This is a genomic window from Pantoea sp. SGAir0175 (genome assembly GCF_043547855.1).
The window spans coordinates 3130356-3153453 of record NZ_CP028081.1 but is presented as its reverse complement, the minus strand read 5'-3'; the positions used below and the strand labels follow the sequence as shown (position 1 = coordinate 3153453).

The 23098-nt window shown below is 60.0% G+C and carries 17 protein-coding genes; 11 read left to right on the top strand and 6 right to left on the bottom strand.

The features are described from left to right. Positions 1-10 precede the first annotated feature (10 nt). Together C1N56_RS14840 and sbcD are read right to left on the bottom strand one after the other, a co-directional pair. Entirely contained in the window at positions 11-3688 is a 3678-nt protein-coding gene (locus tag C1N56_RS14840) for an AAA family ATPase (RefSeq protein ID WP_394516815.1), read from the bottom strand. Beyond that, positions 3685-4902 (bottom strand): exonuclease subunit SbcD, encoded by a 1218-nt coding sequence (sbcD, locus tag C1N56_RS14835; protein WP_136547694.1) that lies wholly within the window; start codon positions 4900-4902, stop codon positions 3685-3687. Before sbcD ends, C1N56_RS14840 begins: the two co-directional genes overlap by 4 nt. A gap of 197 nt (positions 4903-5099) precedes the next feature. On the opposite strand from sbcD, the gene phoB reads away from it, so the two are divergent. The 6 genes from phoB to proY all read left to right on the top strand — a co-directional run bounded on the left by phoB (position 5100) and on the right by proY (position 12482). Further along, positions 5100-5789, top strand: a complete 690-nt coding sequence (gene phoB, locus C1N56_RS14830) for a phosphate response regulator transcription factor PhoB (RefSeq protein WP_021507143.1) — start codon at positions 5100-5102, stop codon at positions 5787-5789. A gap of 15 nt (positions 5790-5804) precedes the next feature. After that, positions 5805-7118, top strand: a complete 1314-nt coding sequence (gene phoR, locus C1N56_RS14825; protein ID WP_021507144.1) for a phosphate regulon sensor histidine kinase PhoR — start codon at positions 5805-5807, stop codon at positions 7116-7118. A gap of 18 nt (positions 7119-7136) precedes the next feature. Continuing rightward, on the top strand, positions 7137-8063 hold the full coding sequence (locus C1N56_RS14820; RefSeq protein WP_132466411.1) for a PstS family phosphate ABC transporter substrate-binding protein: 927 nt from the start codon (positions 7137-7139) through the stop codon (positions 8061-8063). A gap of 165 nt (positions 8064-8228) precedes the next feature. Beyond that, positions 8229-9335 (top strand): cobalamin-independent methionine synthase II family protein, encoded by a 1107-nt coding sequence (locus C1N56_RS14815; protein WP_394516814.1) that lies wholly within the window; start codon positions 8229-8231, stop codon positions 9333-9335. 402 nt (positions 9336-9737) lie between these two features. Next, entirely contained in the window at positions 9738-11057 is a 1320-nt protein-coding gene (gene brnQ, locus C1N56_RS14810) for a branched-chain amino acid transporter carrier protein BrnQ (RefSeq protein WP_021507147.1), read from the top strand. Between the two features lie 69 nt (positions 11058-11126). Continuing rightward, positions 11127-12482, top strand: coding sequence for a proline-specific permease ProY (gene proY, locus C1N56_RS14805; RefSeq protein ID WP_058775216.1), 1356 nt, complete (start codon positions 11127-11129; stop codon positions 12480-12482). Positions 12483-12524: 42 nt separating this feature from the next. On the opposite strand, the gene C1N56_RS14800 is transcribed toward proY, so the two are convergent. From C1N56_RS14800 to C1N56_RS14785, 4 genes are all read right to left on the bottom strand, one after another. Further along, positions 12525-14477, bottom strand: a complete 1953-nt coding sequence (locus C1N56_RS14800) for an acyltransferase family protein (protein ID WP_394516813.1) — start codon at positions 14475-14477, stop codon at positions 12525-12527. A gap of 276 nt (positions 14478-14753) precedes the next feature. Next, the gene (locus C1N56_RS14795; RefSeq protein ID WP_394516812.1) at positions 14754-15989 is read right to left on the bottom strand and encodes a histidine-type phosphatase; all 1236 of its coding nucleotides are present in this window, start codon (positions 15987-15989) and stop codon (positions 14754-14756) included. Beyond that, the gene (locus C1N56_RS14790; protein ID WP_021507151.1) at positions 15986-16795 is read right to left on the bottom strand and encodes an inositol monophosphatase family protein; all 810 of its coding nucleotides are present in this window, start codon (positions 16793-16795) and stop codon (positions 15986-15988) included. The genes C1N56_RS14795 and C1N56_RS14790 overlap by 4 nt, the downstream gene beginning before the upstream one ends. A 162-nt stretch (positions 16796-16957) precedes the next feature. Beyond that, a complete protein-coding gene (locus tag C1N56_RS14785; protein ID WP_394516811.1) occupies positions 16958-17539 on the bottom strand; it encodes an ACP phosphodiesterase in 582 nt (193 codons plus the stop codon). 104 nt (positions 17540-17643) lie between these two features. Between C1N56_RS14785 and queA the strand changes: the two genes are divergently transcribed. The 5 genes from queA to secF are packed head-to-tail and all read left to right on the top strand — an operon-like array spanning position 17644 to position 23088. Then, positions 17644-18714 carry a tRNA preQ1(34) S-adenosylmethionine ribosyltransferase-isomerase QueA gene (gene queA, locus C1N56_RS14780; protein WP_211725163.1) on the top strand — a complete coding sequence of 357 codons (1071 nt, stop codon included), beginning with the start codon at positions 17644-17646 and terminating at the stop codon, positions 18712-18714. A 39-nt stretch (positions 18715-18753) separates the two neighbouring features. Next, positions 18754-19878, top strand: a complete 1125-nt coding sequence (tgt, locus tag C1N56_RS14775; protein WP_021507154.1) for a tRNA guanosine(34) transglycosylase Tgt — start codon at positions 18754-18756, stop codon at positions 19876-19878. Positions 19879-19903: 25 nt separating this feature from the next. Continuing rightward, the gene (gene yajC / locus C1N56_RS14770) at positions 19904-20236 is read left to right on the top strand and encodes a preprotein translocase subunit YajC (protein ID WP_021507155.1); all 333 of its coding nucleotides are present in this window, start codon (positions 19904-19906) and stop codon (positions 20234-20236) included. 25 nt (positions 20237-20261) lie between these two features. Beyond that, the gene (gene secD, locus C1N56_RS14765) at positions 20262-22109 is read left to right on the top strand and encodes a protein translocase subunit SecD (protein WP_071813591.1); all 1848 of its coding nucleotides are present in this window, start codon (positions 20262-20264) and stop codon (positions 22107-22109) included. Between the two features lie 10 nt (positions 22110-22119). After that, the gene (secF, locus tag C1N56_RS14760; RefSeq protein ID WP_058769379.1) at positions 22120-23088 is read left to right on the top strand and encodes a protein translocase subunit SecF; all 969 of its coding nucleotides are present in this window, start codon (positions 22120-22122) and stop codon (positions 23086-23088) included. Positions 23089-23098: the final 10 nt, after the last annotated feature.

The following is a 23098-nucleotide window of genomic DNA, read 5'->3' as shown; positions in this document are numbered from 1 at the left end:
ACTTCACGCATCACTCGCCCGGCAGCTCCAGTTTACTGTAGCCGAGCCCGTTCATTTTACGCACCCGGATCTGCACCGGGATACGCTCTTTCATCGCTTCCACATGACTGATCACGCCGATGGTTTTCCCGCTGGCGTTGAGCGCATCGAGCGCATCCAGCGCGGTGTCCAGCGTTTCGGCATCCAGCGTGCCGAAGCCTTCGTCGAGAAACAGTGATTCAATGCGCGTTTTATGGCTGACCAAATCGGACAGCGCCAGCGCCAGCGCGAGGCTGACGAGGAAGCTCTCGCCGCCGGACAGCGTACGCGTGTCGCGCGTGGCATCGGCCTGCCAGGTATCCACCACTTCCAGCTCCAGCTCATCGCTGACGCGGCGCTGCAATAAATAGCGGCCGTGCAGGCGATCGAGCTGGCGGTTTGCCAGCCACACCAGATGATCGAGGGTTAAGCCCTGAGCAAAGCGGCGGAACTTGTCGCCTTTGGCCGACCCGATCAGATCGTTGAGGCGGCTCAGCTGTGCCAGTTCCGCTTCGTCAGCGGCGATCTGCGCCAGCAGCGTTTGCTGCTGCTGACGCTGCCGGGTATCGCTGTGCAGCTGCTGCTGCGCTTCCCCCTGCTGGCGTGCGTTGTCACGCAGCGCCACGCGCAGCTGCTCCAGCCGGATGGCGATGGAGCCAGCATCGGCATCGCTGAGCGCAGCCGGGCGCTGCTGCTGGTGATCGCTCAGCCGCTGCGCCAGTCTGGCATGCAGCGCGGTGTGCTGCTGATGCTGCTGCTCCAGCGTTTGCAGCCGCTGGCGCAGCGTCTGCACCTCATCTTCCGCCAGCAGCGCGGCGCGCAGGGCGCTTTCGTCAGCGAAATCACTGAGCAGCAATGCCTGCCGGAAGGCGCTTTCGGCGTCCGCTGCGCGCTGCGCCAGCGTCTGCTGCTGGCTGACAATCTGTTCATACTGACCTTTCAGGCCGTGCAGTTCGCTTTGCGCCTGCTGCCAGCGCTGCAGCTGTTGCGCCAGCGCCTGGTCATGCTGTTGCAGCGTGGCGTGCTGCTGCTGACGCGCGTCCGCCACGCGCCGGTCGCCAAACAGCTGCTGGCGCTGCTGCTGCTGGGCCTGCTGCTGCTGTTGCAGGTGGTTAAGGGCTTGCTGCAGGCTGGCGACCTGCTGCTGTTCACGCGCCAGAGCGTGCTGCAGGCTGCTGCCTTCCGTTTCGCTTTTCGCCAGCTGCGGCTGTAGCTCAGCAAGTAACCGCTCACTTTCCTGCCACTGCTGCCAGCGCTGCTGCAGCGTTTGCAGCCAGCCGGCGCGCTCGGGCGCTGCCGGCAGGCTAAGTTGATGGGCAGCCAGCTGCTGTTCCAGCTGCTGCTGTTGCTGCTGCCATGCCTGCCGTTCACCGCTGACGCGCTGATCGATCTCATCCCGCTGCTGCCGGGCGCTGGCCAGCTGCTGCTGTGCCAGCTGTTGCTGCTGCTGATGTTGCTGCCAGCGCTGCTGCTGTTGCAGATGCGCGTCTTTGGCCTGCTGCAACGTGACGGCCGCCTGTTCACGCGCCTGCAACTGTTGCTGCTGGCGGGCTTCGAGCGCGTCCTGCTGCTGCTGCCAGGCGCTGAATTCTGCGTGCTGTTCAGCGCTGAAGGTAAGCGCCAGCTCACCGCACAGCGCCTGCCAGCGCTCGCGGGTGGCGGCGATCTGCTGGTCGAGATCGGCGATTTCCTGTTGCAGCGCCTGCTGTTGCTGCTGCGACAGTTTAAGCTGCTCGCCCCGCGCGGTGCCGGCTTCCCTGAGCTGCGCCACGTGCGTTTCCAGCGCCGCCTGCCGCTGCTGATTTTCATCTGGCTGCAACTGCTGGTAGCGGTCGATGGCCGGATGCTGGCAGGAGCCGCACAGCGGGCAGGGCTGTTCCGGCTGCAGCCGGGCCCGCTCGTCGGCCAGCTGAATAATGGTGCGCTCCAGCTCGCACAGGCGACGCACATCCAGCAGCGTCTGATGCTCGCGCTTGTACTCCTCGCGCAGCTGCTGCAACGCCAGCGCTTCCTGCTCAGCATGCTGCTGTAACTGCTGCAGTTTAAGCTGACGCTGCTGGCGCTGCGGCTGGAGCGTTTGCCACTGTGCCGCCAGCAGGCTGAGCTGCTGACGTGCGCCGCGCTGCTGCTGATGCTGCGCCAGCGCCGTCCGCAGCGCCGGGCTGGCGATCTCCGCTTCCAGCGAAGTAAGCACCTGCTCCGCCTGCTGGCGCTGCTGCTGTGCCGCGGCTTCTGCCTGTTGCAGCGGCTGTGCCGCCTGTTCGCGCGCCTGCAGCGCCTGCTGCTGCTGTTCGAGCTGGCTTTGCAGTTGTTGCTGCTGCGCGCTGAGCTGCGTCAGCGTTTGCTCACGCTCTTCAAGCCGGGCGAGTTCGGCCTGCCAGCGCGCCAGTTCGCCGCCCCAGCGGGCGACAGCGGCTTCACTCAGGCGAAACGCCTGCTGCTGCGCCAGCTGCTGTTGTAAGCGTTCACTTGCCTGCTGATGCTGATCCAGCGCCTGCTGGCTGAGTAACAGCGTTTTTTGCTGTTCGCTCAGCAGCGCCTGCTGCTGCTCAAGCTGCTGTGCACGGCTGGCGATCTGCTGATCGAGCGGGATCACCTGTTCGCTCAGCAGCGTCTCCAGCTGTTGCTGTTCGGCCAGCGCGCGTTCACGTGCCTGCTGTGCGGCCTGATAGTGGCTTTCACCCTGCTGCAGCGCCGCTTGCGCCTGTTGCTGTTGCTGCTGTAACTGCTGCGCCTGCTGGTTCAGTGTCTGCTGGTCGCGCTGCAGCTGTTCGCGCTGCTGCAGTTTGTCGCGCAGCTTCTCCGCCGGTTCAGCACGCGCCAGCCGCTGACGATCGCCTTCCGCCTGCTGCCAGGCCGTGGCGGCAGCCTGCAACGCCTGCTGCGCCTGCTGTTGCTCCGCGTTGAGCTGCTGCTGCTGCGTCAGCCACTGCTGCTGCTGCTGGGCCTGCGCCAGCTGCTCGCTCAGATCCTGTTCGGTGCGGGTCAGCTGCTCCAGCTGCTGCGCCAGTTCGGCGCGGCGGGCGTCGTCGAGCAACTGCACCGCACCGGCGCGGGCGCGCAGCGTGTCGAGTGCCGCGCGCGCCGTGCGCCAGCGCTCGTAGATCTGCATCGAGATGTGGCCGTAGATTTCGGTGCCGGTCAGCTCCTCCAGCAGCTCGGCGCGCTCGCCGGGTTTGGCATTGAGGAAGGCGGCAAACTGCCCCTGCGACAGCATCATAGAACGGGTGAAGCGGGCAAAATCGAGACCGGACAAGGTTTCGATGGCTTTGAGCTTGTCACCGACTTTATCGGCGACGATCTGGTTGTCCGCCACGCGCGCCAGTTCGACACGCGGCGCCTGCAGTTTACCTTCCGCCAGGCCGCGCGCGCGGTTCTGGCTCCAGAAGGCGCGCCAGGCTTCACCTTTGATCTCAAACTCCACTTCGGCGAGGCACTCAGCGGTGTCACGCGTCATCAGCTGATTTTCGCTCTGCGACAGGCCACCAAGGCGCGGCGTCTGGTGATAGAGCGCCAGACAGATGGCATCCAGCAGCGTGGTTTTACCCGCGCCGGTGGCGCCGGTGATGGCGAACAGCCCGTTGCTGGCAAACGGCTCGCGGCGGAAATCGATAAACCACTCGCCGCGCAGCGCGTTGAGGTTTTTAAAACGCAGCGTCAGAATTTTCATGCGCCCGGATCCTCCAGCGTCGCCAGCGTGCTGCGAAACAGCTGCGTTAACTGCGCGCGCTGTTCATCCTCCAGCTGCTCCTCCAGCGCCAGCCGGCGGGCAAAGACCTCTTCAACTTTCAGTTCGCTCAGGGTTTCGTTCTCCAGCCGCGCCAGGCTGCGCTGACGCTGATCGCGGCTGCGGCGCACCAGCAGCACCTCAACCGGCAGCGCGTCGGTTAGCTGTTCGATGCGGCGCTGCAGATCGCTCAGGTACTCCTGAGTGGTGATTTCGATATCCAGCCACACCGGCAGATCGCCTTCATAGGTGTGAAACGCGGTCAGTTGCTGTTCGATCTCCGCCATCGCGCCTTTTAACATCTGCATCGGCTGGAATGACGGAATAACCAGCGGTGTGACGGACTCCAGCCGGGTGCTAAATTCCAGCAGGAATACGCTTTTCTCACGTCCCAGCTCATCAAAACTGAGCGCAATCGGCGAACCGCTGTAGCGGATGTGATCGCTGTCGGCGATGCGCTGCGCGCGATGTATATGGCCCAGCGCAATGTAGTCGGCTGGCGGGAAGGCCTGCGCCGGAAAGGCGTCCAGCGTGCCGATGTAGATATCACGCACCGAATCGCTCTTGCTGACACCCACGGTGGTGAGATGCCCGGTGGCGATGATCGGCAGCGCGCTGTCCATGGCTTCGCGCTGCGCCACGGCGGCGGCATAACAGTGCTGATAGTGCTGCTCAATCGCCTGTAGCAGCGACAGCTGCTTATCGCGACCGGACTGACCCGCCTGGCTGCGCAGGATGTCGCGCGGACGCAGATAGGGAATGGCGCACAGCAGCGCCCCCGGCGTGCCGTCGCGCTGTTGCAGCGTCAGCACCTGCTGCTCGCCGCCGGGCGTGGCGCTGGTAATGACGCGGGTATTGAGGCAGGCCAGCAGCTCGCGCGATTCATTCAGCGTGGCGACCGAATCATGGTTGCCGGCCAGCACAATCAGCTGGCAGCCGCTGGGCTGCAGCGCCACCACGAAACGGTTAAACAGTTCGCGCGCGTAGCTGGGCGGCGAACCGGTATCAAACAGGTCGCCAGCGACGATCAGTGCATCCACCTGATGCTGCACAATCGCGGCCAGCAGCCAGTCGAGGAATTGCTGGTGCTCGGCGGCGCGGCTTTTGCTGTAAAAGAACTGACCGAGATGCCAGTCAGCGGTGTGAATAATTCGCATGAATGCTCCGTGCCTGCTATCGCAAAGCGGCAGTATAACCGCTTAACAACGCAATGAAAAAAAAGCGAAACCGGTTGTCACAATTGCGCTTTTTATCTGATTATCATGAGGTGGGTTTTTCATAAAAGTGTCACAAAACTGACGCATAATGGCGCCGCAAACCCCCGTGACATGCCGTCACAATCGCAGGAGTAATAATGGCTAAGCGCATTTTGGTTGTGGAAGACGAAGCTCCCATCCGTGAAATGTTATGTTTCGTGCTGGAACAAAACGATTACCAGCCGATTGAGGCTGAGGACTATGACAGCGCGATTGGCAAGCTGATCGAACCCTGGCCAGATCTGATTCTGCTGGACTGGATGTTACCCGGCGGCAGCGGCATTCAGTTCATCAAACATTTAAAGCGTGAAGCCATGACGCGTGATATTCCGGTGATGATGCTGACGGCGCGCGGCGAAGAGGAAGATCGCGTGCGCGGGCTGGAAGTGGGCGCCGATGATTACATCACCAAGCCGTTCTCGCCCAAAGAGCTGATGGCGCGCATTAAAGCCGTGATGCGCCGTATCTCACCGATGGCGGTGGAAGAGGTGATTGAGATGCAGGGGCTGAGCCTCGATCCCTCCTCGCATCGCGTGATGTCCGAAACCACGCCGCTGGAAATGGGGCCGACCGAATACAAACTGCTGCACTTCTTTATGACGCATCCAGAGCGCGTATACAGCCGCGAACAGCTGCTGAATCACGTGTGGGGCACTAACGTGTATGTGGAAGACCGCACCGTGGATGTGCATATCCGTCGTTTACGTAAAGCACTGGAAGTTTCCGGCCACGATCGCATGGTACAAACCGTTCGCGGAACAGGGTATCGTTTCTCTGCCCGCTACTAAACGGAGTCTTTTACCGTGCTGGAACGACTCTCCTGGAAGAGATTACTGACCGAGCTGGCGCTGGTGTGTCTGCCTGCGCTGGTGCTGGGTCTGCTGGTTGGCTATCTGCCGTGGTGGCTGTTACTGGCCGTGTGCGGCGTGCTGTTCTGGCACTTCAAAAATCTGATGCGGCTGTCGCACTGGCTGTGGATTGATCGTTCAATGACGCCGCCCACCGGGCGCGGCAGCTGGGAACCGCTGTTTTACGGCCTGTATCAAATGCAGTTGCGCAATCGCCGCCGCCGGCGCGAGCTGGGCAATCTGATCAAACGCTTTCGCAGCGGGGCTGAATCGCTGCCGGACGCGGTGGTGCTCACCACCGAAGAGGGCACCATTTTCTGGTGTAACGGTCTGGCCCAGCAGCATCTCGGGCTGCGCTGGCCGGAAGATAACGGCCAGAATATCCTTAACCTGCTGCGCTACCCTGAATTCTCCCGCTATATCCGCCAGCGCGACTTCAACAAGCCGCTGACGCTGGTGCTCAATAATCAGCATCACATGGAGTTCCGCGTCATGCCTTACAGCGAAGGGCAGTGGCTGATGGTGGCGCGTGACGTCACCCAGATGCACCAGCTGGAAGGGGCGCGACGTAACTTCTTCGCCAACGTCAGCCATGAACTGCGTACCCCGCTGACGGTGCTGCAGGGCTATCTGGAGATGATGGACGATGCCGGGATGAACGAGCGCACCCGCAGCAAGGCGCTCAGTACCATGCAGGAGCAGACGCGACGCATGGACAGCCTGGTGAAGCAGCTGCTGACGCTGTCACGCATCGAAGCGGCCCCCGCCATTGACCTGAAAGAGACGGTGGATGTGCCGACCATGCTGCTGCTGTTACAGCGCGAGGCGGAAACCCTCAGCCAGGGCCGTCACAGCATCCATTTCCACACCGATCCGCACCTGAAGGTGTTCGGCAATGATGAACAGCTGCGCAGCGCGATTTCCAATCTGGTGTATAACGCGGTGAACCACACGCCGGACGGCACGCGCATCGACATCAGCTGGTTGCGCACCAAACAGGGCGCCGAATTTAAAGTGTGCGACAACGGGCCCGGCATCAGCGAGGAGCATCTGCCGCGCCTGACCGAACGCTTCTACCGCGTGGATAAAGCGCGCTCGCGCGCCACCGGCGGCAGCGGGCTGGGGCTGGCCATTGTTAAGCACGCGCTCGGCCACCACACCACGCGGCTGGAGATCAGCAGCGTGCCGCATCAGGAAACCTGCTTCCGCTTCGTGCTGCCACCGCGCTTGATTGTGGCGAACGGAATCCGCGAGAATGTGGCGCAGTAAACGCCACCGGACTCTGTGATGAAATCGCTGCTGCTCTCTCTTTTATTACTGTGCCCGCTGCTGGCGACGGCTCAGCAAAGCATGCTGACCGGCAACCTGAGCAGCGTGGGCTCGGACACGCTGGGCTATCTGATGACGCTGTGGGGCGAAGATTTCAGCCGTCAGTCGCCGGGTGTCAACGTGCAGGTGCAGGCGGCGGGATCGTCGACGGCGCCGACCGCGCTGGCCGCCGGGGCCGCTCAGCTTGGCGCTATGAGCCGGCCGATGCAGGTGGATGAGCGTCAGCTGTTTATCGCGCGCTATGGCTATGCACCGCTGGCGGTGCCGGTGGCGATGGATGCGCTGGTGGTGGTGGTTAATCAGGACAATCCGCTGCCGTCCATCAGTCAGCCGCAGCTGGATGCGCTGTTCTCCGTGACGCGGCTATGCGGCGCACAGCAGGTGCCACAGCGCTGGGGCGATGTTGGCCTGCATACGGCGAACTGGGCAACGCGCAGTATTCAGCGCTTTGGCCGTAACTCCGCTTCCGGCACCTGGGGCTTTTTCAAGCAGCAGGCGCTGTGTCGCGGCGATTTCCGCGCTGACGTCGCGGAGTTTCCCGGCTCGGCGGCGGTGGTGCAGGCGGTCGCCAGCACGCCGAACAGCATCGGCTACGCCAGCTTTGGATTTCACCTGAGCGGCGTGAAAACCCTGCCAATCGTCACCGCCAGCGGCGACAGCGTTATGCCAGATGCCGAATCGATCCGCAGCGGCCGTTATCCGTGGTCGCGCCCGCTGTATATTTACGCTAACAAGGCGCCCGGCAAACCGCTGCCGCCGCTGGTCGCCGCCTTTCTGCAGCAGGTGCTCTCTGCGCAGGGCCAGCGCCGCGTAACGGAGGCCGGCTACCTGCCGCTGTCCGACAGCCAGATCGCGCAGGCGCGCGCGGCGATTGCGCAAAACTAATTCACGCTGACCGATCATGAATTTTTTTCACGTCCCCTGAATTTTCTTCTATTGCCGCCGGCAGGGCGGCATGTCACTCTTATGGACATATAGCCATCCAGATGGCCAAAAATAACCGTACGCAATTATACCCTGACGCAATTATGCGCCAGTGCAGGAGTGAATATGCAACGCAACACCGCCCCGTTCCGCGCCGATACCGTCGGCAGTTTTCTGCGTCCCGCTGCCATTAAGCATGCACGCGAGCAGTTCGCCAGTGGCACTCTCAGCGCCGACCAGCTGCGTCAGGTAGAAGACGATGCGATTCGCCAGGTGGTGGAGCAGCAGCGCGCCAGCGGTCTGCAGGTGGTGACCGACGGTGAATTCCGCCGCGCCTGGTGGCACTTTGATTTCTTTGGCCATCTGCACGGCGTCGAGCTGTTTGAGGCCGATCAGGGCATTCAGTTCAACGGCGTGCAGACCAAAGCGCACGGCGTGAAGGTCACCGGCAAAGTCGCTTTTAACCCGCAGCATCCGATGCTGGACCATTTCCGCTTCCTGCAAAGCGTGGCCGGCGATGCGGTGGCGAAAATGACCATTCCCAGCCCGAGCGTGCTGCACTTCCGCGGCGGCCGTAAAGTGATTGATGCCACGGTGTATCCGGATCTGGAGCAGTACTTCGCCGATCTGGCAAAGACTTACAAAGAGGCGATCAAGGCGTTTTACGACGCTGGCTGCCGCTATCTGCAGCTGGATGACACCGTGTGGGCGTACCTGTGTTCAGGCGATCAGCAGCAGCAAATCCGCGAGCGCGGTGAAGATCCGCAACAGCTGGCGCGCATTTATGCGCAGGTGCTGAATCGCGCGCTGGAAGATAAACCGGCGGATCTCACCGTCGGTCTGCACGTGTGTCGTGGTAACTTCCGCTCGACCTGGATCTCGGAAGGCGGCTACGAGCCGGTGGCGGAAATTCTGTTTGGCAGCGTGAACATCGACGCGTTTTTCCTCGAGTACGATAATGAGCGCTCCGGTGGCTTTGAGCCGCTGCGTTTCATCAAACCCGGTCATCAGCAGGTGGTATTAGGGCTGATTACCACCAAAACCGGCGAGCTGGAAGACGCTGCACAGGTAAAGGCGCGCCTGCAGGAAGCGGCGCAGTTTGTCAGCCTCGACCAGATTTGCCTCAGCCCGCAGTGTGGCTTTGCGTCAACGGAAGAGGGCAACAGCCTGACCGAAGCGCAGCAGTGGCAGAAGATTCGTCTGGTTGTCGACATCGCACAACAGGTGTGGTGATGCTGTAAAGTTGTGCAAACAGGCGCGTAAAGCGCGCCTTTTGTGCATCCCTGCGGCGTTTTCTGCAAGGATATCGCCCGCTTTGCAGAAACTTTAAGCAAATCATCTCAGGTGTTTTCCGACTATTTCCTGCTTATCCACTGCGTTCTGACGCTTTCCTGTTATATCCTTCTGGTTTTCCGATCCCGTATTGCCTTTCTTCGCTATAAACGTTTTAATTTGCGCCGTTGTCGATTCATCCCTCTGTGAACAGAAGAAAAGCAGTTTAAATCACCTGCGCTGTACCGATTCGGCCCGCATAACGCACTGGTCAAGCCAGTTAAGCCATTGTTTTCGCGCATTCAGGGGACAACACAAACCCAACTTCCACCGCAACATCAGCTACAGGCAGTACAGAAGTTTATGACACATCGTTTAACCTCCAGGGATATCCTGGCGCTGGGCTTCATGACCTTTGCCCTGTTCGTTGGCGCAGGAAACATCATTTTCCCGCCTATGGTCGGTATTCAGTCTGGTGAACATGTCTGGATTGCCGCCTTCGGCTTCCTGATCACCGCGGTTGGTTTACCGGTGATGACCGTGATCGCGCTGGCGCGCGTTGGCGGCGGTATTGATGCGCTCAGCTCACCGATTGGTAAAGCGGCCGGTCTGCTGCTCGCCACCGTGTGCTATCTCGCCGTCGGCCCGCTGTTTGCCACGCCGCGCACCGCGACCGTTTCATTTGAAGTCGGGATTGCGCCGCTGACCGGCGACGGCCCGCTGCCGCTGTTTATCTATAGCCTGGTGTACTTCGCGCTGGTGATCGGCATTTCGCTCTATCCGGGCAAGCTGCTGGACACCGTCGGCCACTTCCTCGCGCCGCTGAAAATTGTCGCGCTGACCATTCTGGGCGTCGCGGCGCTGCTGTGGCCGGCTGGCGGCATTTCGCCGGCCACCGCCGACTACCAGCGTGCGGCCTTCTCCAGCGGTTTCGTGAACGGCTATCTGACCATGGATACGCTCGGCGCGCTGGTGTTCGGTATTGTCATCGTTAATGCGGCGCGTTCACGTGGCGTGGAAGACAGCAAACTGCTGACGCGCTATACCATGCTGGCCGGCGTGATCGCCGGTGTTGGCCTGACGCTGGTGTACCTCAGCCTGTTCAAGCTGGGCTCCGGCAGCGGCGCGATTGTCGATCAGAACGCCAACGGCGCGGCGATTCTGCACGCTTACGTGCAGCAGACCTTCGGCGGCATGGGCAGCGTCTTCCTCGCCGCACTGATTTTCGTCGCCTGTATGGTCACGGCGGTTGGCCTGACCTGCGCCTGCGCAGAATTCTTTGCGCAATATCTGCCGTTGTCGTATAAAGCGCTGGTGTTTATTCTGGGCCTGTTCGCCATGCTGGTGTCGAACCTCGGTCTCAGCCACCTGATTCAGATTTCGATTCCGGTGCTGACGGCTATCTATCCGCCGTGCATCGTACTGGTGGTACTGAGCTTTACCCTGAGCTGGTGGAATCGCAGCACGCGCATCATTGCGCCAACCATGCTGATCAGCCTGCTGTTTGGTATCGTCGACGCCATCAAAACCACCAGCTTTAAAGATGCGCTGCCGCTGTTTAGCCAGCATCTGCCGCTGGCCGATCAGGGTCTCTCCTGGCTGCCGCCGTCGCTGGCGATGCTGGTGATTGCTGCGGTGGTTGATCGGGTGAAAGGGCGTGAGCAGGTTGCCGTTCACCAGTAAGCGACATCGCTGTTAATTCCGACCACGGGCTTGCCCGTGGTTTTTTCATTTCCACAGGTACTGTTTGTTATGCAAGAAACCAATAAGCTCAAACGCGGACTGAGCACGCGCCACATCCGTTTTATGGCGCTGGGATCGGCGATCGGCACCGGGCTGTTTTACGGCTCGGCAGATGCCATCAAAATGGCAGGCCCCAGCGTACTGCTGGCCTACATCATCGGCGGCGCCGTGGCGTATATCATTATGCGCGCGCTGGGCGAGATGTCGGTTAACAATCCGCAGGCCAGCTCGTTTTCACGCTACGCGCAGGATTACCTCGGACCGCTGGCGGGCTATATCACCGGCTGGACGTACTGCTTTGAAATCCTGATTGTGGCGATCGCCGACGTCACGGCTTTTGGTATCTACATGGGCGTGTGGTTCCCGGAGGTGCCGCACTGGATTTGGGTGCTGTCGGTAGTGCTGATCATTGGTGCCATCAACCTGATGAGCGTGAAGGTGTTTGGCGAAGTGGAGTTCTGGTTCTCCTTCTTCAAAGTCGCCACCATCATCATCATGATCGTGGCCGGTTTCGGCATGATTTTCTGGGGCATCGGCAACGGCGGTCAGCCGACCGGCATCCATAACCTGTGGACCAACGGCGGCTTCTTTGCTCACGGTATCGTCGGCATGCTGCTGTCCCTGCAGATGGTGATGTTCGCCTACGGCGGCATTGAGATCATTGGTATCACCGCCGGCGAAGCTAAAGATCCGGCGAAATCGATCCCGCGTGCCATCAACTCCGTACCGCTGCGTATTCTGGTGTTCTATGTCGGCACGCTGTTTGTGATCATGTCGATCTATCCCTGGAACCAGGTCGGTACCGCAGGCAGCCCGTTCGTGCTGACTTTCCAGCACCTCGGCATCGCCGCCGCCGCCTCCATTCTGAACTTTGTGGTGCTGACTGCCTCGCTGTCGGCGATTAACAGCGATGTGTTTGGCGTCGGCCGCATGCTGCACGGTATGGCGCAGCAGGGTCATGCGCCGAAGATGTTTATGAAGGTGTCGAATCGCGGCATTCCGTGGGTCACGGTGCTGGTGATGATGCTTGCCATGCTGGTGGCAGTGTACCTCAACTATCTGATGCCGGAAAAAGTGTTCCTGGTGATTGCCTCGCTGGCGACGTTTGCCACCGTGTGGGTGTGGATTATGATTCTGCTGTCGCAGATCGCGTTCCGCCACAAAATCGGCAAAGAGCAGGCCGGTAAGCTGCAGTTTGCTCTGCCGGGCGGCAGCGCTACGGCGTGGGTGGGGGTGCTGTTCCTTGCTTTTATCATCGCGCTGATTGGCTACTTCCCGGATACGCGTATCTCGCTGTACGTCGGGTTTGCGTGGATTGTTCTGCTGCTGCTGGCGTGGCCGCTGGCGAAGAAACGTAAAGCGTAAGAAGCTTTACCGCGGGCGAAGCGAGACTTCGCCCGCGGTGCATTACCAGTTTTTCCCCAGCGCCATCTCTCCGCCGTACGGATTCAGGTGATTGTTGTCGTACCAGAGCGGCATGCCCTGATGGGTGACCAGACAACCCTGCGCATTACACAATGTCTCCTGCAGTGACAACACGCGCACGCCGCGCTGCTGATAGTTCTTTAACAGCTCTGCCACCGATGCGTTTGGCATCTGCATCTGCTGCGTGCGTTCCGCCGCCAGCGCCGCGCCATCCTGCGCGCTGAGCCAGCTATTCAGGCTGCGGCGCAGCGGCATATTGCGGTTATGGCTGTAGCGCAGCGGATCGAGCGTGATGGTCGGCACATCGTCAATCAGGGTGATCTTTTTCCCCGCCGCCAGCAGCTGCGCCACCACGGTATCGAGCCCGCTTTTCAGCGCCTGCAGATTGTCCTGCGCCGGATCGCGGAGACTGCGGAATCCGCTGCCCGGCTGCTCGCTGAGGCCCGCCGCCCAGAACGCACTGATCACCACTTCGTCTATTTTATCGCTCAGGATGATCGGCAAAACCCGCTGATTAAAATCGAGGCACTGCTGTGCATGCTGCGGTTTTTGCGGCATCGCGCGCGTGGCGTCAAGCAGGAAAGGGCAGGAGGCTTTGGTCAGCTGAAACAGCGGTTTCTGCTGCCGCCGGGCGTAATCGGCGACGTTGGCCGCCAGCGCGGCGGCATGGCTGTCGCCAATCAGCGCTATCGCCGGTGTATCACTCTGCGGCTGGCACTGCGCATCGCGGGCGGGCCGCGTGGCGCCGTAATCCAGCAGGCAGGGATCGCGCTGGGCGGCGACTTTCCATTCGTCGCCGAGCATCACCGCTTCACTGACGCGCGATTTCAGGCCACCGCTCTGCCACAGCAGCACCATGGCACCGGCTGCCAGCAGCGACGAGGCGCAGTAGCCGGGGATCAGCCAGCGCGTACCGCTGCGCGCCCGACGGAATGGCTGTTCGACGAAGCGCCAGGAGAGCCAGGCGATGACCAGCGCAACGGCACAGATGCTCAACGCCTGCCAGATGCTGAGCGGTCGATCGCTGCAGATGCGTGCCAGACTGAGCAGCGGCCAGTGCCACAGATACCACGAGTAGGAAATTTTACCGATGAAGCGCATCGGCGCGTTCTCCAGCAGCCGCTGATTGAGCGGGCTGCGTGCACCGATCATCAGACAGGCCGCCAGCACCGGCAGCAGCGCCAGCCAGCCAGGAAAGCGATCGCTATGGCTGAGTAACAGCGTGGCACCGATGATCAACAGCCAGCCAGCAAGATGACAGAGGCTGGCCAGCCGGCCGGTGACGGGGCGGGGTTGCCACAGCGCCAGCAGCACGCCGGCACCCAGTTCCCAGGCGCGGGTTGGCAGCAGATAAAACGCCTGAGTGCTGGAGAGGGGCGTTAACCACAGGCAGCCGGCCAGCGACAGCAGGCTGAGCAGTAGCACCACGCCGGTCATTGTGCGCCGCAGCCGCACGGCCAGCAGCAGAACAAACGGCAGCACGATATAGAACTGCTCCTCAATGCCCAGCGACCAGGTCATCAGGAGCGGATTGAGATCGGCATCCGCACTGAAATAGTCGCCGCTCTTCAGTAACAGCATATTGGGCACCGAGAGAAACACCGCCATGCTGTATTTTGCCAGCTGGCTTAATTCCAGCGGTGATAACAGCAGATAACCGAGCAGCAGCAATACCATCAGCATAAAAAACAGGGCGGGTGCAATACGCCGGATGCGGCGTAAATAAAACTGATAAAACGAGAAGGTGCCGGCGGTAATTTCTTTACTGATAATACCGCCAATTAAAAAGCCGGAAATAACGAAAAATATATCGACGCCAATAAAGCCGCCCGGCACAGCGCTGACGCCGCAGTGGAACAGCACAACCAATATAATGGCGACAGCGCGCAGACCATCGATATCCGGACGATAGCGCAGCGAAACAGGTACAGACATAACAGGATCCCAGTTATTCAATGTTAATTTGTGATTTTATTACTGCGGGTAAAAATAGCTCGGCGCATCCTGTCGCCGAAAAATGTAAAAAGAGAAAGGTATTACTAAGGGATGATTGACCCGTGCAGCATATCGCAGTTTTTCAGCGTTAACGCTTTTAAGGGAAAAAAAAGAAAAGTCTCAGATAACCGTGCCCATCAGCTTGCAGTTTATTGCTGTAATTTCGCTGCAGGAATAAGCCGGCGTAATCTGTCTGGCTTAACCCGGTGGCTGGCATCAGGGATAGTCCACGGGGATTACCGCGCGCTGATCAATGGCGGTGCGCCAGTGCTCAAGCGTCGATTGATAAGGACACAGCGTGCCCACTGCCGTCTGGCGACAGTTTTGCTGATGCCACTCCTGGCGCAGCAGCGGGTGCTGCCGATCGATCGGCGTTAGCTGGCGCAGCGCATCCAGACTTTGCGCCTGAAAATAGACGCGCAGCAGCAGCGTCTGCGTCTGGTTATCGCGCCAGCGCTCAAACACCAGACTGCTGCCGGGCGGAATATTACCGCGCGCGTAGCCGGGCAGTTGCCAGCTGAAGCCGATCAGTGTGCGCAGCATGGCGATATTGGTGTCGTGTGCCACCAGCAGCAGCCAGCGGGTGGAGGGCGTCGCCGCATCGTCCTGCAGGTTGCGCACCACCGCGTCCAGCAGAATCGACGCACGCTTTTGCGCGATATACGGCACATCATTACTCAGATCGTAATTGGCGGTCAGCAGCGGCAGCAGGGCGCTAATCTGCTGCGCCCGGGTGATGTTGCCCCACGCCAGCTGGCTGAACGGCAGATTTTCGCTCCAGCCGAGCCGTAAGGTTTCGGCCATGCTGGCCAGCACGCTGAGACCCTGCACGTAAGTATGGCCGCTTTTACTCTGCTTCAGCTGCCAGGGGCGATCGAAGAACGGGCAATCTCCCACACACACCGCCTGCCTGAGCTGCTGCACGGCGGGCTGTAAACGCTGCTGCAGTGCGGCGAGATCGCCGGCGCGCGCCGCGACCGCTGCCCGCTCCGTGGCAGCATCCGTTTGGCCGAACGGCAGTTTTTCGCTCTGAAACAGCGGATCGACCGCCCCCGCGACGTGATGAACTGCCACATCGCAGCCAGGAAAGGCACCCTGCAGCAGCGCCTGCGCCGTGGCGCGGGTGCGCTGCAGCGGACTGGCACGCACGTAAATTTGCCCGGCATCGGGACAGCCGGCGCGCAGCAGGCCGAGCTGGCGATAGTGTTCACCCTGCCAGCGACCTTTATTCACGACCGCTGCATAACCGTGTGCGGTGAGTTCGCCGTCGGCGCTGCGCCAGCGCGGCCAGGCGCGCTGGGTGGCGGCTTCGATTTCCGTGCGGTTACCTGCGGTGGGAGGACGCACGCCGTGACGGCTGATCTCTACCACTTTTTCCAGCTGGTAGCGCGGCTGCGCCTGCGCGGTGAGCGCCAGCAAAGCCAGCAGCGCGCTCAGCAGCAGACGTGTCATAGCGTTGGCTGTGCCGGCAGCAGCGCTTTGAGCTGCGGATAGAGCACCGCGTTGGCCAGCAGCACCGGATTACCCTGTTGCAGGCCGTGGTGGCTGAGATAATCGTTGGTGACGCCGCCCGCTTCGCGCATCAGCACAATGCCGGGCAGGCCATCCCACGGATTCATATGCGCTTCGTAATAGCCAATCAGCCGGCCAGCGGCTGCCCAGGCGCTCATCAGCGCACCGGAACCGTTGCGGATAAACATGCCGCCCTGCGCCAGCAGCTGGCTGATAAAGGTGGTCAGCGGTTCAATCGGCTGGCTGTTCGAGCTGCTAAGGCCCAGCAGCCCCTGATCGAGCCGCTGCGCGCTGTGTGCCTGAATGCGCTTGTCATTCACCCAGGCACCTTTGCCGCGGCAGGCGTGGAAGGTTTCCTGATGATTAGGATCGCTGACTACGCCAATCACCGGCTGATCGTCACAGACAATCGCCAGCGAGACGCACCAGTTGTGCAGGCCGTTAAGAAAGCTGCTGGTGCCGTCAATCGGATCGATGACCCAGATAAAGCGCGCGCCGCTGACATCACCGCCGCTCTCTTCACCCAGCACCGCATCGTCAGGAAAACGCTCATGAATCAGGTGTTTTACCAGCAGCTCAACGTTGCGATCCGCCTCGCTGACCACATCCTGCAAATCCTTCTTGTGCTCCACCACCAGCTGATGGCGCTGCTGATACCACGCCAGCGCGCGGCTGGCAGCGGTCTTCGCCACCTCACAGGCATAGTGATAACGGGCATCTAATTCGGTTAGCGTAGCTGATGACATTTTTCCCTCTTATCATTCACTGGCAATCGACATGGCGAACCACGCCGGATAAAGCGCCATGGCTGTGTGACTGGCTTAACAAAAGTTAAGCAAGGCTTCATTAAGCCGCAGATGGCTGCGGCTGGCAAGGGGAGGCAATGCGGGGCAGCGGCAAATTGTGCTTCACAGCTGCCGGGCGCGCGCGGCGGCCATCAGGCGTGGATAGAACTGGAAAAACAGCGGTTCGAGCTGGGTGTAGTGGTCGACAAAATCCTGATAGGAGTCGCGCAGCGCCGCCAGCCGCGGCCGGCGATGCGCCATGCCGCTTAGCACGCGCGCCAGCCGCGCCGGGTCAGCATAGTGTTCAAACCAGCGTTCGCGCCACATTACCGCGTTGAGCTCGATAAAATCGCTCGGCGTGCCGGGCAACTGCGGCACAATGTCGCGCTCGGCGGCGGCGCTAAAGGCGGACAGCGACTGCGCCGGATGTAGCTGATCCCAGTGGCGCGCCAGGAAGTGGTCCCAGATCACGTCGAGGGTGATTGGCGCGACGCGGCGCGTTTCGGCGCGGAACAGCTGACGCGCGCTGCGCACTTCCGGCAGGTTATCGGTCAGCACATCAATGCGCCGGTGCAGGGCAATACCGGCCACCACTGGCTGCGGCCACTGCGCCTCAACGTTGCCGCGCACAAAGTCGGCCAGCAGATTACCCAGCAGTGAGCTGTCGGCCAGGGTTGCGAGGTGAAGGTGAGCAAGAAAGTTCATGGCGCATTATAGGCAGAATCACACCGGCGCAGCCAGTTGTTCAGAATTGCCCACTTTTCCGCTAAACTATGCCGCCTGTTTTTTGAGTCCTGAAGAAGTGATGCATGCGTGTAGCCGATTTTGCCTTTGAATTACCGGAATCTTTGATCGCCCACTATCCGCAGGCGCAGCGCAGCGGATGTCGCCTGCTGTCGCTGGATGGCCCGAGCGGGGCGCTGAACCATGGCGTGTTTACTGATGTGCTGGATAAGCTCAATCCGGGCGATCTGCTGGTGTTCAATAATACCCGGGTGATTCCGGCGCGCGTCTATGGCCGTAAAGCCAGCGGCGGCAAAATTGAGATGCTGGTTGAGCGCATGCTGGATGACAAACGCGTGCTGGCGCACGTGCGCGCCTCCAAAGCGCCGAAGCCGGGTGCCGAATTACTGCTGGGCGACGACGAAAGCGTCAAAGCCACCATGGTGGCGCGCCACGATGCGCTGTTCGAAATCGAGTTTGCGGACGAGCGCGCGGTGCTGGATATCCTGAACAGCGTCGGCCATATGCCACTGCCGCCGTACATCGATCGTCCGGATGAGGAAGCTGACCGCGAGCTGTACCAGACGGTGTACAGCGCGCGCCCCGGCGCGGTGGCAGCGCCGACCGCCGGTCTGCACTTCGATGAGCCGCTGCTGGCGGCGCTGAAGGCGAAAGGCGTGGAGATGGCGTTTGTGACGCTGCACGTCGGCGCTGGCACCTTCCAGCCGGTGCGCGTAGAGAACATCAACGATCACATCATGCACTCTGAATATGCCGAAGTGCCGCAGGACGTGGTGGACGCAGTGCTGGCGTGCAAAGCGCGCGGTAACAAAGTGGTGGCGGTGGGCACCACCTCGGTGCGTTCGCTGGAGAGCGCAGCGCAGGCCTGCCAGGATGGGCTGATCGCGCCGTTTTTCGATGACACGCAGATCTTTATCTATCCGGGCTATCGCTACCAGGTGATTGATGCGCTGATCACCAACTTCCACCTGCCGGAATCGACGCTGATTATGCTGGTCTCGGCGTTTGCCGGTTATCAACACACCATGGCGGCTTATCAGAGCGCGGTGGCGGAGCAGTACCGTTTCTTTAGCTACGGGGATGCGATGTACATCACCCGTAATCCACAGGCTCCCGACGAAATCGTTGGTGGCTGAGTAATCAGACTGTTTCTCTGATTATCGAAAGAGGTCAATGTGAAATTTGAATTAGATACCACCGACGGGCGCGCGCGCCGTGGCCGTCTGGTCTTTGATCGCGGCGTCGTGGAAACCCCGGCGTTTATGCCGGTCGGCACCTACGGCACGGTCAAAGGCATGACGCCGGAAGAAGTGAAAGAGACCGGCGCGCAGATCCTGCTGGGTAACACCTTCCACCTGTGGCTGCGTCCGGGGCAGGAGATCATGAAACTGCACGGCGACCTGCACGATTTCATGCACTGGCAGGGCCCAATCCTGACCGACTCCGGCGGCTTCCAGGTATTCAGCCTCGGCGATATCCGTAAGATCACCGAAGCCGGCGTGCATTTCCGCAACCCGATCAACGGCGACCCGATTTTCCTCGACCCGGAAAAATCGATGGAGATTCAGTACGATCTCGGCTCCGACATTGTGATGATCTTCGACGAATGTACGCCGTATCCGGCGGACTGGGATTACGCTAAACGCTCGATGGAGATGTCACTGCGCTGGGCGCAGCGCAGCCGCGACCGCTTTGACGCGCTCGGTAACAAAAATGCGCTGTTTGGCATTATTCAGGGCGGGGTTTACGAAGATTTACGTGATGTCTCGGTTAAAGGTCTGGTAGAGATTGGCTTTGATGGGTACGCTGTGGGCGGCCTGGCGGTGGGTGAACCGAAAGAGGACATGCACCGCATCCTGGAACACGTCTGTCCGCAAATTCCGCAAGACAAACCGCGTTATTTGATGGGCGTCGGCAAACCGGAAGATCTGGTGGAAGGCGTTCGCCGCGGTATCGATATGTTTGACTGTGTTATGCCAACGCGTAACGCGCGCAACGGCCATCTGTTCGTCACCGATGGCGTGGTGAAAATCCGCAATGCGAAATACAAAGATGACACCGCGCCGCTGGATGCGGAGTGTGATTGTTACACCTGTCGCAATTACACGCGTGCCTACTTGCATCATCTTGATCGCTGTAACGAAATACTGGGCGCACGTCTGAACACCATCCACAATCTGCGCTATTACCAGCGTCTGATGGCGGGTTTACGCCAGGCCATCGAAGAGGGTAAATTAGAGCACTTTGTTAGCGAGTTCTACCAACGGACGGGCAAAGCGGTTCCACCGTTAAACGTCTGATAATTCTATCAATGAGGGAAATTTAATGAGCTTTTTCATTTCTGACGCCGTGGCCGCAGCTGGCGCTCCGTCTCAGGGAAGTCCGTATTCTCTGGTGATCATGCTGGTGGTTTTTGGTCTGATTTTCTACTTCATGATCCTGCGTCCACAGCAGAAGCGCGCCAAAGATCACAAAAAGCTGATGGATTCCATCTCCAAAGGTGATGAAGTGCTGACCAACGGTGGCCTGGTGGGCCGCGTAACGAAAGTGGCTGAAACCGGCTACATCGCTATCGCCCTGAACGACACCACTGAAGTAGTGATTAAACGTGATTTCGTGGCCGCCGTTCTGCCGAAAGGTACAATGAAGGCGCTGTAATTTATTCTTCCCGAAGGGAACTGCCGTGTTAAACCGTTATCCTTTGTGGAAGTACATCATGCTGGTCGTCGTGATTCTCGTCGGCCTGTTGTATGCGCTTCCTAACCTTTATGGTGAGGATCCGGCCGTTCAGATCACTGGTGCGCGCGGTGGCGCCGCCAGTGAGCAAACGTTGGATCAGATCCAGACCGTATTAAAACAAGACAATATCCAGAGCAAATCCCTCGCGCTGGAAAATGGTGCCATTCTGGCCCGTTTCGCTAACACGGATATTCAGCTGCGCGCGCGTGAAGCCATCACCAATGCGCTGGGCGAAGATTTCGTCGTGGCGCTCAACCTGGCCCCTGCCACACCGCGCTGGCTGACCATGCTGGCCGCTGAACCGATGAAACTCGGCCTCGATCTGCGCGGCGGCGTGCACTTCCTGATGGAAGTCGACATGGATACTGCCCTCGGTAAGCTGCAGGAGCAGAACGCTGATGGCCTGCGCAGCGATCTGCGCGAAAAAAATATCCCTTACACCAACGTTAGCAAAATCGCTAACTACGGCACCGAAATACGCTTCCGCGACGGCGCCAGCCGTGATGCGGCCATCAGCTATCTGACGCCGCGCCATCGCGACCTGGTGATCACCAGCGCTGGCAGCGACACGCTGCGTGCGGTGATGACCGATGCGCGTCTGAGTGAAGCGCGCGAATATGCGGTGCAGCAGAACATCAACATCCTGCGTAACCGTGTGAACCAGCTGGGTGTGGCTGAGCCGCTGGTACAGCGTCAGGGCGCTGACCGCATCGTGGTTGAGCTGCCGGGTATCCAGGATACCGCGCGTGCTAAAGAGATTCTGGGTGCTACCGCAACGCTGGAGTTCCGCCTGGTCAACACCTCGGTGGATCCGAGCGCAGCTGCCAGCGGCCGCGTGCCGGGTGACTCGGAAGTGAAAAAGACGCGTGAAGGTCAGCCGGTGGTGCTGTACAAGCGCGTGATTCTCACCGGTGACCACATTACCGACTCGACGTCCAGTATGGATGAGTACAACCAGCCGCAGGTGAATATCTCGCTTGATGGCGCCGGCGGTAACATCATGTCCAACTTCACCAAGGACAACATCGGCAAGCCGATGGCGACCCTGTTTGTGGAGTACAAGGACAGCGGTAAGAAAGATGCGAACGGTCGTGCGATTCTGGTGAAGCAGGAAGAAGTGATTAACGTGGCGAACATTCAGTCGCGCCTCGGCAACAGCTTCCGAATTACCGGTATCAGCAACCCGAACGAAGCGCGTCAGCTGTCGCTGCTGCTGCGTGCCGGTGCGCTGATTGCGCCAATCCAGATTGTGGAAGAGCGGACCATCGGTCCAACCATGGGCCAGCAGAACATCACGCAGGGTCTCGAAGCCTGTCTGTGGGGTCTGATCGCCTCCATCATCTTTATGGTGGTGTTCTACAAGAAGTTTGGTCTGATTGCGACCAGCGCACTGCTGTGCAACCTGGTGCTGATTGTCGGCATCATGTCACTGTTACCGGGCGCAACGCTCACCATGCCGGGCATTGCCGGTATCGTGCTGACGCTGGCGGTGGCGGTGGATGCTAACGTGTTGATTAACGAACGTATTAAAGAAGAACTGCGTAACGGACGCTCGGTACAGCAGGCGATTCATGAAGGCTATAAAGGCGCCTTCTCCAGTATCGTCGACGCCAACGTCACCACGCTGATTAAAGTTATCATTCTTTATGCGGTCGGTACCGGCTCGATCAAAGGGTTTGCGATTACCACGGCTATCGGTATTGCGACTTCCATGTTCACCGCTATCGTCGGCACCCGTGCCATCGTTAACCTGGTGTACGGCGGCAAACGCATCAATAAGCTGTCTATCTGAGGAGTGCGTTGTGGCACAGGAATATAGTATTGAACAGCTGAACCATGGGCGTAAAGTCGTCGACTTTATGCGCTGGGACACGCTGGCCTTTATCATCTCCGGCCTGCTGATTGTGGCGTCCATCGCCATTATCGGTGTGCGCGGCTTTAACTGGGGGCTCGATTTCACCGGCGGGACGGTGATTGAGATCAACCTCGAGAAGCCGGCGGATCTGGATGCGCTGCGTGACGGGCTGGTGAAGGCAGGCTTTGAGGAGCCGCTGGTACAGAACTTTGGCAGCAGCCGTGATGTGATGGTGCGTATGCCACCGACCACCGGCAATGCAGGCCAGGAGTTGGGCAACAAAGTGGTTGCCTCGATCAACCAGACGACGCAGCAGAACGCGACTGTGAAGCGGATTGAGTTCGTGGGCCCGAGCGTGGGCAGCGATCTGGCGCAGGCCGGGGCGATGGCGCTGCTGTCGGCGCTGATTGCGATTCTGATCTACATCGGCTTTCGCTTTGAGTGGCGTCTGGCGCTGGGCACCGTGCTGGCGCTGGCGCACGACGTGATCATCACCTGCGGCATTCTGTCGCTGTTCCACATCGAGATCGATCTGACGATTGTGGCGTCGCTGATGTCGGTGATTGGTTACTCGCTCAACGATAAGATCGTGGTTTCCGACCGTATTCGTGAGAACTTCCGCAAAATCCGTCGCGGTTCTTCTTACGACATCACTAACGTGTCGCTGACCCAGACGCTGAGCCGTACGTTGATCACCTCGATCACCACACTGGCGATGATCCTGATCCTGTTCATCTTTGGTGGCGCGCTGCTGAAAGGCTTCTCGCTGACCATGCTGATCGGTGTCACCATCGGTACCATTTCGTCGATCTACGTGTCGTCCGCGCTGGCGCTGAAGCTGGGCATGAAGCGTGAACACATGCTGGTGCAGAAAGTGGAGAAAGAGGGCGCCGATCAGCCTTCGATTCTGCCGTAATTGTGCCGGA

What these genes read in the sequence shown, in the direction of transcription:
- C1N56_RS14840 (WP_394516815.1), bottom strand. Translation starts at nt 3,688, where the DNA reads ATGAAAATTCTGACGCTGCGTTTTAAAAACCTCAACGCGCTGCGCGGC.
- sbcD (WP_136547694.1), bottom strand. Translation starts at nt 4,902, where the DNA reads ATGCGAATTATTCACACCGCTGACTGGCATCTCGGTCAGTTCTTTTAC.
- phoB (WP_021507143.1), top strand. Translation starts at nt 5,100, where the DNA reads ATGGCTAAGCGCATTTTGGTTGTGGAAGACGAAGCTCCCATCCGTGAA.
- C1N56_RS14820 (WP_132466411.1), top strand. Translation starts at nt 7,137, where the DNA reads ATGAAATCGCTGCTGCTCTCTCTTTTATTACTGTGCCCGCTGCTGGCG.
- C1N56_RS14815 (WP_394516814.1), top strand. Translation starts at nt 8,229, where the DNA reads ATGCAACGCAACACCGCCCCGTTCCGCGCCGATACCGTCGGCAGTTTT.
- brnQ (WP_021507147.1), top strand. Translation starts at nt 9,738, where the DNA reads ATGACACATCGTTTAACCTCCAGGGATATCCTGGCGCTGGGCTTCATG.
- proY (WP_058775216.1), top strand. Translation starts at nt 11,127, where the DNA reads ATGCAAGAAACCAATAAGCTCAAACGCGGACTGAGCACGCGCCACATC.
- C1N56_RS14800 (WP_394516813.1), bottom strand. Translation starts at nt 14,477, where the DNA reads ATGTCTGTACCTGTTTCGCTGCGCTATCGTCCGGATATCGATGGTCTG.
- C1N56_RS14795 (WP_394516812.1), bottom strand. Translation starts at nt 15,989, where the DNA reads ATGACACGTCTGCTGCTGAGCGCGCTGCTGGCTTTGCTGGCGCTCACC.
- C1N56_RS14790 (WP_021507151.1), bottom strand. Translation starts at nt 16,795, where the DNA reads ATGTCATCAGCTACGCTAACCGAATTAGATGCCCGTTATCACTATGCC.
- C1N56_RS14785 (WP_394516811.1), bottom strand. Translation starts at nt 17,539, where the DNA reads ATGAACTTTCTTGCTCACCTTCACCTCGCAACCCTGGCCGACAGCTCA.
- queA (WP_211725163.1), top strand. Translation starts at nt 17,644, where the DNA reads ATGCGTGTAGCCGATTTTGCCTTTGAATTACCGGAATCTTTGATCGCC.
- yajC (WP_021507155.1), top strand. Translation starts at nt 19,904, where the DNA reads ATGAGCTTTTTCATTTCTGACGCCGTGGCCGCAGCTGGCGCTCCGTCT.